9 protein-coding genes are annotated in these 12,367 nt (G+C 34.9%); 4 read left to right on the top strand and 5 right to left on the bottom strand.

The window, feature by feature from the left end; all coding sequences use genetic code 11:
• The first annotated feature begins 106 nt into the window (after window positions 1–106).
• Window positions 107–1,321 (top strand): collagen-like triple helix repeat-containing protein, encoded by a 1,215-nt coding sequence (locus tag BUC31_RS20425; RefSeq protein WP_211573846.1) that lies wholly within the window; start codon window positions 107–109, stop codon window positions 1,319–1,321.
• A 37-nt stretch (window positions 1,322–1,358) separates the two neighbouring features.
• On the opposite strand, the gene BUC31_RS05750 is transcribed toward BUC31_RS20425, so the two are convergent.
• Window positions 1,359–2,711 (bottom strand): exopolysaccharide biosynthesis polyprenyl glycosylphosphotransferase, encoded by a 1,353-nt coding sequence (locus tag BUC31_RS05750; RefSeq protein ID WP_073242063.1) that lies wholly within the window; start codon window positions 2,709–2,711, stop codon window positions 1,359–1,361.
• 586 nt (window positions 2,712–3,297) lie between these two features.
• Window positions 3,298–3,804 carry a UpxY family transcription antiterminator gene (locus BUC31_RS05745; protein ID WP_073242061.1) on the bottom strand — a complete coding sequence of 169 codons (507 nt, stop codon included), beginning with the start codon at window positions 3,802–3,804 and terminating at the stop codon, window positions 3,298–3,300.
• Between the two features lie 390 nt (window positions 3,805–4,194).
• On the opposite strand from BUC31_RS05745, the gene BUC31_RS05740 reads away from it, so the two are divergent.
• Window positions 4,195–5,214 carry an NAD-dependent epimerase/dehydratase family protein gene (locus BUC31_RS05740; protein WP_073242059.1) on the top strand — a complete coding sequence of 340 codons (1,020 nt, stop codon included), beginning with the start codon at window positions 4,195–4,197 and terminating at the stop codon, window positions 5,212–5,214.
• A gap of 106 nt (window positions 5,215–5,320) precedes the next feature.
• Window positions 5,321–5,458, top strand: a complete 138-nt coding sequence (locus BUC31_RS20290; protein WP_027065147.1) for a hypothetical protein — start codon at window positions 5,321–5,323, stop codon at window positions 5,456–5,458.
• Window positions 5,459–5,573: 115 nt separating this feature from the next.
• On the opposite strand, the gene BUC31_RS05735 is transcribed toward BUC31_RS20290, so the two are convergent.
• Together BUC31_RS05735 and dinB are read right to left on the bottom strand one after the other, a co-directional pair.
• Window positions 5,574–8,621, bottom strand: a complete 3,048-nt coding sequence (locus tag BUC31_RS05735; RefSeq protein WP_073242057.1) for a DNA polymerase III subunit alpha — start codon at window positions 8,619–8,621, stop codon at window positions 5,574–5,576.
• Between the two features lie 294 nt (window positions 8,622–8,915).
• Window positions 8,916–10,130, bottom strand: a complete 1,215-nt coding sequence (gene dinB, locus BUC31_RS05730) for a DNA polymerase IV (protein WP_073242055.1) — start codon at window positions 10,128–10,130, stop codon at window positions 8,916–8,918.
• 342 nt (window positions 10,131–10,472) lie between these two features.
• Between dinB and BUC31_RS05725 the strand changes: the two genes are divergently transcribed.
• Complete coding sequence (locus tag BUC31_RS05725; RefSeq protein WP_073242053.1) at window positions 10,473–11,378, top strand: hypothetical protein; 906 nt, start codon at window positions 10,473–10,475, stop codon at window positions 11,376–11,378.
• A 1-nt stretch (window position 11,379) separates the two neighbouring features.
• Here BUC31_RS05725 and BUC31_RS05720 read toward each other — a convergent pair whose 3' ends face one another.
• Window positions 11,380–12,333 (bottom strand): hypothetical protein, encoded by a 954-nt coding sequence (locus tag BUC31_RS05720; RefSeq protein WP_073242051.1) that lies wholly within the window; start codon window positions 12,331–12,333, stop codon window positions 11,380–11,382.
• Window positions 12,334–12,367: the final 34 nt, after the last annotated feature.

The raw sequence follows: 12,367 nt of genomic DNA, 5'->3' as shown, positions 1-12,367 counted from the left end.
AAGGTAGTTAAAGGTGTACTGTGAGTAAACCATTAAAAAATGATTTTTTTTTGTACTAACTGATTACAAATTAATTATCATAGCTTTGACATCAAAAAATTCAAAAATGAAACATTTTCAATTCACCACATATATTACGTTTTTATGTTTGCTCACAACACAAGTGATATTAGCCCAAATTAAAATTGGTGACAATCCTGAGAATATTAATAGTTCATCACTTTTAGAACTGGAAAGCACCACTCATACACTTGTAGTAAGTCGTATTTCTTCAAGTCAAATGCAAACCATAAATGCTTTGAGGGGTGCATTGGTTTATAATACCGATATTGAATGTCTTTTCTTTTTTGATGGAACCCAATGGAATAATCTGTGTAACAATACAATTACTGACCCAGAAGTAATTACTGGACCAGAAGGTCCCCAAGGTGAACCAGGTCCTCAAGGGGAACAGGGTATTCAAGGTGAACCAGGTATCGAAGGTCCTCAAGGTGAACAGGGTATTCAAGGTGAACCAGGAACCGCCGGAACAGGAACTAGCGAAAATATAACTATAGTTAATAATGAAAATGGCACTTATACAGTAACTACAGATGATGATACATTTTTAATTGAGACAGCTGGTCACACGGGTATAAATGGAGCTCTGTTTTTTGGAGATAGCGCTGGTGCTCCAACCTTTGACCAAGCTAATCTCTTTTACGACAATAACACCAAAAGGCTAGGGATAGGCACTATAACTCCTAGAACAGCACTAGAGGTAATTGGTTTAATCACTGCAAGTAGAATTCAAAATGGTAGAGGTTCAGCTGGTTATCCTGGTTATCATTTTCAAGGAAGTACATCAACAGGTCTCTACGTTCCTCAAACTAATCAATTAGGCTTTTCGGCGAATGGTCAAGAAGCAATGCGCATAATTGAAAATGGCAATGTTGGCGTCAACGTACAAAACCCATTAGCTACTTTACATGTTGGAGGCAACTTAATCGTTGACGGTACATTAACCACCTCTGGCGGCACTTATAAAACAGAAACCAATAGCACCGTTTTAAAATCAATCAGAAGACTATCCAATTCGAAAGAAGCTTTAACTATCACAGATGAAACTTTAATATTAGAAGAAAGCGTATCGCAATTAATTTTCCCTTACACTTCAACAGAACAATCTGGGCTGCTTTTTATTTTAAAAAACATAGGTAACAGCAACATATCTTTAAACATTCAATATAAAGATCTTAAAAATAGAAATATGACTGTTTTAAATAAAAATAGCACAATCTGGCTTCAGTTTGATGGTATTGAATGGCAACAAATACAATAACTCCTCATTTAAAAGGCAATATGGGATTAAAAAGACCTTAGTAAGCCTTTTCTTCACCCTTAATTACATTATATATAGTGTAAAAAAGAATATGTATATCTAAACCCATAGACCATCGTTCTACATAAAAGATATCTAATCGCGTACGATTCTTAATATCAGAGGGTTTGATAATTTCACCTCTATAACCCATTATTTGAGCTAAACCTGTGATACCTGGTTTTACAAAATGACGTACCAAATATTTATCTACTGACTTCTCGAAATCTGTAGTATGAACCACCATATGAGGTCTTGGCCCTACAATACTCATATCTCCTTTAAACACATTTATAAATTGAGGTAATTCATCTATACTGGTTTTACGTATAAACTTACCAATTCTTGTAACTCTCATATCACCCTTCTTCGCCATTTGAGAGTCGGATTCTTTATTCACCGTCATGGAACGATATTTATAACACCAAAATGTTTGCCTTTTGTACCCATGTCTCATTTGTTTAAAATAAAAATCTCCTGGAGAATCTATTTTAATTAATATATATAATATAGGGGTTAGCCATGACAGTATTAAAAGAATCACCAAACCAGAAAAAATAATATCAAAAGCACGTTTAATGATACGACCATATTCGGTATCTAATGGCACATTTCGTAGATTAAGTACAGGGGTAGTATTGTAAGTTTCTACTGACATAGCACGATTAAACACATCCATATCATCCAAAATAACTTTAAATCGTATTAAATTATTATCGGCAAAATCTACAAAGTTCTTTAGTTCATCTTCACTAAAATTAGAAGCTACACAGTATATAATGTCTATATCATAATTTAAGATATAGCCAAAAGAATCCTTTATTTGACCCAAATATGTAGGGCTTTTTGATTCATTATCCGAAAAATATCCCGAATAGAAATAACCAAAAGTAGGGTTGTCAAAAACTTTTCTGATTTTCTTTAAATTTCTGTCTCTACCGAGTACTACTACCTTAACACTATTTCGACCAATAACCCTAAACTTACCTCTTACCCAAAAGAATAATACCCTATACCAAATAAGGCAAATTGATAAAATTGCAAATACTACATATTGATAACTAATAGATGGTATGCTTTCATCTCTTATGGCAAACAATGCAAAATAAGAAAGGAAATAGACAAAGAGAATTTGTATGATTTTATGGAACCTCGTAAAAAAAAGCTCCTTTCTGTCAGTAGTGTAGTAGTTTAAAATAAACGCAATAAACAGCCAGCTGATATTATAGTAAGCAATATTAAATACATTCAAATAGGTCTCTGGAGTCAATATTAAGAGCACTCCATTTATGATACATAAATTTAAGAATATAGAGATCGGAATTATATAGTCTGAGTTACGGTATTTCATTTATTAAAAAAAGATAAGCCTAATACTATGATTATTATGAATTCTTAAAAATGGGAAAACTAGTTTTTAGCTCCAATAACAATCGACGAACGAGTTATTTTACTTGATAATGTCTTAAGTTTTGATATTTTAAATATAGCCCAACATTAAATAACGCTAAAAAGATTTTTACAATTTAAAACCAACTAATAAAATTATCACTTAAATAACTTCAAAGATTCAGAATGAATTTGGGAAGTAAACTCAATACTTCTGATTGAATTCTACTTGAAGAAATTCAACGGCTCCGCCGTTAAATCCACATGAAAATTTGCACTTTTAAGATAGTGCAAAAATTAAAATGGATTAGTGTTTAGTGTATTTGCTATGTTCTCTTTATTTGTTTGATTGAAAAACCTTACAAATACTTCGTATTTAGCAAATTAATAGTTATGGTAAGACAAATAAAAGTAATTTGAAAGGAATAAAAAAGATAAGTTGCGTAATTAAGATTAATTACACAAAAAAGAGATAACTAATCGATTTTAAATGGTAAACCTGCGCTTTTGATTGAATTATAAAATAGAGGCACACGCTTATTAATAGCTTAAGCCACATCTCTAATTTTAGCCAACAAAACAATACCTAAACCATTTAGAACAAGTTTGAGTTCATTTTTACGAACTTCATGTATTGTAGCCTCTTTATCTTTGAAAGCACCTTTTTCAATAGTTATAACTTTACCTTTTTGTAAATGTGATGATTTGATATTGCAAATGTTATCATTAGTCATCCATTCTTTGATAACGGCTATTTCAACATCGCGTACTATAGCAACTTTCCCTAACCAGTATAGGTATTTTTTTATATGAGAAGTAATAAAGACCGTATCTCTATCTGATTCCTTAAGTCTTACAAACAAATAATTTTGAAAAACGGGAACCTCTATAACTTTTTTTCTATCGCTCCATTGCCGAATTTCTTTCTTAACAGGACAGTAAATTTCAAAGCCATGACGCTCTAAAATTTCAGCAACTTGTTTCTCTCGCTTTGTCTTAACAACCAAAACGAACCATTTTGGTAAATTAGTAAGAGGTACATTGCTTTCTTGCATTAAAATGGGGACTGGTTAGTTACTTTAAAATTCCTATAATATCTACACGCTAATATATGAAGCACGTGATAAGATAACGAAGTTAACCTCTATATATTGCTACATATTACTTAACTAAAACCATGCCACTTTGGTGGCATAATTAATACTTTCATTTCAATAGATAGCGTATATATTGTAAAATAAAATTCGTAGTTAAAAAATTATCCTATTTAGAATTAAAATTTAATTATTATTAATAAAAAATTTCAATTTATGATGTTGACACTTAATTCTATTAGCTTTGTCTTTATTAACTTTTAAGTCTTAATACACACCACCTTTTTTAAATACAGAATCTTTCAAGCCTAATTGTAGATTTCAAATAAAATTTTATAAAGTAGAATTCATATGAAAATTTTAGTAACCGGAGCTGCAGGATTTATTGGTTATCATTTGGTTGAAAAGCTAATTAAAACTGGACATGAGGTAATTGGTCTTGATAACATTAATGATTACTACGGTATAAATTTAAAATATGCCAGATTAGAAGACTCAGGAATTAAACGCCATCTAATTTCTGAAAATGGACAATTGACATTTAGCCAGAAGTATGCTAATTATCGGTTTACTAAAATGGATATTACAGATTTAACAAAACTGGAACATCTTTTTGAACATGAAAAATTTAATTACGTAATTCATTTAGCTGCTCAGGCAGGTGTTCGCTACTCTATCGAAAACCCACATGCGTATGTACAATCTAATTTAGTAGGTTTTGTAAATCTTTTAGAGTGTTGCAGAAATTACAAGATTGAGCACTTTTTATATGCTTCGAGCTCTTCTGTTTATGGAACAAATTCAAAAGTTCCTTTTTCAGAAGATGATAGTGTTGACAAACCAGTGTCTTTATATGCCGCCACCAAAAAAAGTAATGAGTTAATGGCCCATACCTATAGCCATCTATATAATTTACCCACAACAGGCTTACGTTTTTTCACTGTTTATGGACCATGGGGTCGACCAGATATGGCACCTATACTTTTTGCTGACGCAATTACAAAAGGGAAAGCAATTAAAGTTTTTAACAATGGAGATATGAGTCGCGATTTCACTTACATTGATGATATTATCAACGGTATTGAAATTTTGATCAATCATAAACCCAAAGTAAATGAGGACAATCTATTTTACCACATTTTAAATATTGGTAATGGAAAGCCTCAAAATTTATTAGACTTTATAAAAGCCATTGAGACTAGTTTAGGAATTACGGCCCAAAAAGAATATTTACCAATGCAACCAGGAGATGTACCTAGAACTTGGGCAGACACCAAACATTTACAAGAGTTGGGATATAAAAGTTCTGTAGATATTAAAACCGGTGTTTCAATTTTTATTCAGTGGTTTAAAAAATATAATAAGTTATAATTTCAAAGTATCCAACAACTCTAGCTTTGTAAATAATATTACTTACACTACTTTTCAAGCTAATTTTTACTTCAATAACAACCAACTAAACTCGTAAATTGCCATCATGAAAAAACTAATTCAAATTATTGGTGCGTGGTACGGCGCAAAGAAAATTGGCGGAGGTAAATGTGGTTGTATTGGAACCGTTTTTGTTTTTCTTATACTATACTGGATATTCGGTTATGTATTAGAGGCTTTTTGAGGATGGTTGTCGGTTGTCGGTTGATAGTCATTGCGCCAAGCGCTGGACGCCTCACGCTATACGCGTAATCTGCGCTGAGCGCGTGGCGCGTGGCGAATAGCGAGTAGCGCTTCCTCTATTCTCTAACGTCAATTTTCTCTTCTCTTTCCCCTTCTTGGTTATTCGCCTTCTTTTGGTCAAAAACTTTAGCACTAGTTTTCATGTCTGCATACCTAGGGTCTTGAATGAAATCTTGTTTTATAAGTTTAATTACTTCTATACTTAAAAATCCAAATTCACTGACTACTTTACCATAGAATCTGTAAATTCCTCTTCCCCTAAACATATATTTTTCTGCAACTGGCGGAAATAATACGGCATCAAATACTTGCCCTTGTTGGTCTAACAATGTCGCAAAAAACATGGCTTTCCCTTTATGGGTCTTTGTACGTTTTACAGTTATTAAATATCCGTAGATATCGATATGTTTATTTAGATACTTTTCGAAATCCTTACTCCCCGAAGTATTTAATGGTGCTTCTACCAACAACTCAAATGGACTACATAAACTAAACCCTAACAACTCTAATTGCGTAAAGGCGACTTCTAAATTGGTACTGTATAATGACGGAATTTCAAAATGTTGGTGCCGTGGCGCGAACAGTTTTGGGTGGTCTATTTTCTTGGTCTTGTTCAAAAACAAATGTGCTTTCCAGAGGAGCTCGTGTTTATTGGTTTCGGTAAATCTGAATGCATCAATACGTATTAAAATACTGACTTGTTCTATGGATATTATCAACCTATCCAAGAAATCTTCTAACGACATAAAATTACCTTTCACAAAGCGCTCTTTTAGTATACGCTCCATCACCCGTTGCTCCAATTCCCGTAAATAACCTAATCCTAAATACAATTCTTTTCCATAAATACGATTACCCGCATTACTCCTATTCACACACGGTGGATGTATTGTTGCACCCAACATGCGAGCTTCATGCACGTAGAACTCAGGCTTATAAAATCCGCCACCATTATTAAGCACCGCCACCATATATTCTAACGGATAATAGGCACGTAAAAACAAACTCTGATAACTTTCTACTGCATACGATGCCGAATGCCCTTTTGCAAAAGCATAGCCTGCAAAACTCGCTACTTGATCCCAAATTTCTTGAATGAGTTTCTCGGCATATCCTTTTTTACGGCAGTTGTCCATAAACTTGTCTTGCACTTTTTGAAACTCCTCCCGAGAACGGAACTTACCACTCATTCCACGTCGTAATACATCGGCTTCCCCCAAATCTAAATCAGCAAAATGGTGGGCTACTTTTATTACATCTTCTTGGTAAACCATTACCCCATAAGTCTCAGGCATAATTTCTAACATCACCGGATGCGCAAATTCCTCTGCCCTACCTTTGTTTCTATGTCGTAGAATATATTCTCGCATCATACCACTTTTGGATACTCCGGGACGAATAATAGAACTTGCCGCTACGAGACCCAAATAGGTATCTACTTCCAGCTTCTTCAATAACATCCGCATGGCGGGAGATTCCACATAAAAACAACCCATACACTGCGCTGTTTTTACCAAATTATTGATTTTAGGATCTTTTTTAAACGCCTTGATATCATGAATATCGAACTTGGCAAATTCTTCGGGTCGGTCGCGTTCCAGAATATCCAGTGTCTCCTTTATTTTTGAGAGTCCGCGTTGGGCAAGAATATCGAACTTAAAAATACCGACATCCTCAGCAATAATCATATCAAACTGCGTAGTGGGGAAACCTTTTGGTGGCATATTGGTTGCCGAAAACCAGTGAATAGGTTTCTCGGTAATTAGAATTCCTCCTGCATGAATACTGAGATAGTTAGGCATACCATGTAGCAGCTGTGTGTATTTCAATACCAAAGTCGAAATAGTATCTAACCGACTTGCCTGAATATTACCGTCGCACAACAAATCTATTTCATCTTTTGGCAAGCCAAATACCTTACCTAATTCGCGAATAACTCCACGAGATTGAAAAGTAACGTAGGTACCCAACAATGCTACATTTTCAAAACGATTAAAAATATACTCCGTCATAATAGGTCTATCCCTATGGGAAAAATCAATATCAAAATCGGGCGGATTTACTCGGTATAAATTAATGAACCGCTCAAAATACAAGTCGAGCTCCATAGGATCTACATCGGTAATAAAAAGCAAGTATGCCACAATACTATTTGCACCACTACCTCGCCCCACGTAAAAGAAATTCTGCGTTCGAGCATGAGAGATAATATCCCAATTGATAAGAAAGTAAGAGACAAAATTCATCTCTTTAATGAGGTAAAGCTCTTTCGCTAAACGATCTAAAACAGCCTGATTTATTTCTGGGTAACGCTTGGGCAATCCCTCTTGACATAACTGTTCTAGAAACACCTCATCTTCTTCAGTACTGCCTAAATAGGTGCTTAAATTCTGAGGTTTTCGCCCTGTGGTAAAATCGAAATGAATAGAGCAGGCATCCATCAACTGCTGGGTGTTTTCTAGTATAAAACTATGTTCAGAAAAGTGCGCGGCCAAGTTTGGTATCGCATACATATGTTCATCATCGCGTGCCTGCTCGGTTACCGATAGCATACTCAACAAAGTATTATTATCTATGGCGCGCAATAATCGGTGTGCATTAAAATCGCGCTTATTTCTAAAAGTAACCGGCTGCAGCAATACAATCTTATCTCGCTGCTCTAGTAATTTTGAAAACCGAAGTCGTTTCAGCTCATTTACAGAAACTCCTATAAACTCATGTGCTGCAAAGATTTTCTTTTCACTCTCCAACACTTTCTCAAAGGGGTAAATAACAAACACATCTTTAAAATCCGGAGCTATTTCTGGTATTTTCTTGTCATGATGAATGTAATGCGACAAAAAGTTATTGAGTTCCAAAAATCCTGCATTATTCTTTGCTATACCAACAAAGCATGGCTCCACTCCGTTTCTAAAATCGATACCCAAAATAGGACATATATCATATTCAGCTGCTTTACGAACAAAGTTTAAACAAGCCGATGTATTATTAATATCTGTCAATACCAATTGCGTTACCCCATGTGCCTTCGCTAATTGCAAAAGCTCAATCTCGGAAAAAGTCCCGTAGCGAAGGCTGTAATATGTATGGCAGTTTAGGTACATGCTCGTTGTTGGTTATTGGTTGTTGTTTTTTTGCGCTAAGCGCTTCACGCTATTCGCTTTGCGCAGTACGCTTTTTTTATTGTTTGCTTTCTCACTCGAGATTTCACTTCGGCTACGCTCAGTGAACGGGTATCGTCTTTGCCAGGTTTTTCACCGAAGCAATCTGCCGAAAGTAAGTACATCCGATTATCATTGTCACCCCACTTCAATAAATCACTTCGTCGTGCCTCCTCGTGAAGACGTTTTTGCGCTAAGCATTTTCATCCTCAACAACCAACATCCATCAACCAAGAACTAAATCTTCCTATGTGCCAACACAACAGGTGGCAATCCATTAAAAGGATTATGCATTCTTCCTATTGTTTTTGCACCCATGCCCGATGCCCGCAACACACTTTTGTCTCCGTAGCGTTTTCGAATTTCATCCATAGCATTATATAGGCTTAAAATTTCTTCGGTATCATCAAAAAGGTTGATTTGATAATTACCGGACACTAAATGACTGAAACGTATACCAATTAGCCTCACTAATAACCTACGGTTATATAAGGTCTTGAACAGGTCTAAAATTTTGGGTATTAAAATATGGTCTCCGCTGGTATACGGAATGCGCATTTGCTTTGAATAGGTATTAAAATCTGAGTATCTAATTTTTACTGAAATACAAGCGGTCAGCTTATCTCCACGTCGTAATTGATATGCCAAATTTTCGGTCATGGCAATGAGGATACCACGTAGTCTGTTTACATCAATCGTATCTTTATTAAAAGTTCTTTCGGTAGATATTGATTTTCGCTCACAAAACGGAATCACAGGTGTATTATCAATACCATTGGCACGTTTCCATATTACTCCGCCATTAGCACCCAAAACACGCTGCATGACTTCCATAGGCATTTCTTGAACTGTACGCACTTGCCGTAGCCCAAGGTTCCGTAAAGTCTGATAAGTCTTATCACCCACCATTGGTATTTTTTTGATGGATAGCGGTGCTAAAAAAGGCTTTTCCAATCCTTCATCTATCTTCAACTGATTATTTGGTTTCGCCTCGTTCGTTGCTACTTTAGAAACGACCTTATTAGCCGACAATCCGAAGGAAATGGGAAGTCCTGTTTCTCGAATAATCTTCTTTCTCATTTGGGAAGCATATTGGTAGCAACCAAAAAAACGATCCATACCGGTGAGGTCTGCATAAAACTCATCGATACTAGATTTTTCGAATACAGGTACGTATTCTTTTATGATTTCCGTTACCACATCTGAGTGCTTACTATAATCACCAGCATTACCTCTAATTACAACAGCATCAGGACACAGTTCGCGCGCCATTTTCATGGGCATCCCGGAGTGCACACCAAAGCCACGGGTTTCATAACTACATGCCGCTACCACGCCGCGGTCTCCCGTACCGCCCACCAATAATGGTTTATTCTGCAACTCACGATTATTGAGTCGTTCTACAGATACATAAAAAGTATCTAAATCTATATGCAGTATTGTTTTGCTCATAACTATCCCTCTAAAAAATCGGGATAGCTAAATTATGGATTATTTCCAATTATTGGGATTATTTCCAATATTTAACATTAAAAAGTTCTTGCTACAAATAGTATGCAATAAGTAAATTATCTCGAAGCTAGCCATCAACGCATTAGAAAAGGACAATCGTAAAATTTCGATTATTGAACAATACAGCTATTGAAAAGAGATTAATTTGAAGTTAATGAATTAAAAGGCGCTTACTATTATATTAAATTGCTATAAATTTTCGTTTAGTATCATATATCTTGTAGATTATAGAGGTCTTAAACAAGAATCGTTTAATACTATCTTTAAGATAACATATTACACATGCGCCAAATTCATTTTATATTTTTATCTGCCCTATTACTAATATCTACTTTTAGTTATGCGCAAGATATAGCTACTATAAATATCGTTTCCCCAAATGAAAACACTGTCTGGAACATTCCCGACAAAATTGCTTTACAGTGGAATACCGTAAAAATAGATACTAGCAAGTCCATTCGTTTTTTTCTAGTACGTAATGAAATGGTAGTGCAAGAACTTGGTTCTTTTAAAAATGATGGATTTGAAGACGGAATAGAATTGGCAAAAAACATTGGATCCGGCAATAGATACCAGGTAGTTGCCATAGAACTATTCCCAGATGACAAATTCAATATTGCTAAAAAAGCTACTCCGTTCTTTTCAATTATGAATGCGGCATCTGACGAAAGAAAGAAAAAGCAGCAATTAGCAAATGCCAACACTGTAACTCCAAAAAATAAGAAGTCTAGATCGAAAGCAAAGAAAAAAGCAAAAGAGAAAATAGCACCTAAGCGAACTGCAGTTGCCCAAGCCGAGAATAAGCCTGAGCCTACAACTGAAAGCAAACCTGAAGTTAGAGATAGCTTCGATGGTAGAAAAATTTCATATACCAAAGAATTCGAGTTCAATTCTGAAGATATAGTTATAAAAATATGGGATCACGGCAGGCAAGATGGCGATATTGTTTCTATATATCTGAACGGTGTTCAAGTAATTAAAAAGTACTATTTAACCTATTGGAAGAAGGAATTCAAAATTAAACTTGACCCCACAAAATCTAATGATTTGTTCCTTTACGCCCATAACTTAGGCGATTCGCCACCAAATACGGTATCAGTAGAAATATCTGATGGCGAAAAATCTGAAAACATTGTTTTGAACTCCGACCTAAAAAGCTGCGAAGCGGTATTGATCAGTGTAAAGTAAATTACCCTTTCATAAACTGAATTAGATAAGCAATTAGAATACTCACAAAAAGACCCATGTTTACTTTGGCAAAATCATTGACCAGCATTTTATAGGTTTTCTTCAATTCCCCTTTCTTTAGGCGGTAGCTTATAGCAATTTCTCTACCCGCCAAAATTCCTATAAATGCCCAGGTGGTACTCATTGGTATTGTATTTACTGACGTAAAAAAGAACAATAGCAAAGCATAACAAGCATCTATAATTGTTGCTGAACGTATATGCTGTGTATTTGATTTTTGATTCACTATACCTTGAATCTTACCACCTTTCGAATTAAATATATATGCCATAATAAGCAAAATGAGCGCTAAAGAAAATACTAATTCATACAATGATAATTGCCTTGGAAGAAATACAAAAATATTGGCAAAATCTTGTATTAACCACTGCGACCAAAGAAAGCCTGTTGAAAACCATTGCGCTACTATCCAAAAAGGTCGCTGCTTTTTCTTATCCATTAATCTAATAGATGCCGGAGATTCAAATTTTTTCGTCAAAAATAAATACAGCACAAATGCAGCAACGAAAGCAAGTGCGTAACCAAATACAGATTTAAGTATCATTTTCTCTATCAATTGACTAGATGAAAAAACACTTAAAATCATAAACGTAGTACTTGCAGGTATACCAAAACGAGTAATTACCATTAAAGAGATTGGTGCTAATAAATACCACCATGGCATTGGATCAGGTAGCGGAATATTTGACAACCTACCATAAGAAACATCACCACCGTTTATATACCAACCATAAACCAAAGTAACCGTTAGAACAGAGCCTGCAAAACCCCATAAAAGCCACCATTTAACATTTGCATTAGATGTCATAAACGTACCCAATGTCTGTATAACATCATTAGCTATAACAGCATATGCTGCTACAATAAAGCCTAAATAAAAAATGTATTGTTCCATTTATAATTGTGATATATAGTCTTTTTTAACACTA

The organism is Maribacter aquivivus (genome assembly GCF_900142175.1).
GTDB classification, from domain to species: domain Bacteria; phylum Bacteroidota; class Bacteroidia; order Flavobacteriales; family Flavobacteriaceae; genus Maribacter; species Maribacter aquivivus.
This window is presented reverse-complemented; position numbering and strand designations above follow the sequence as displayed.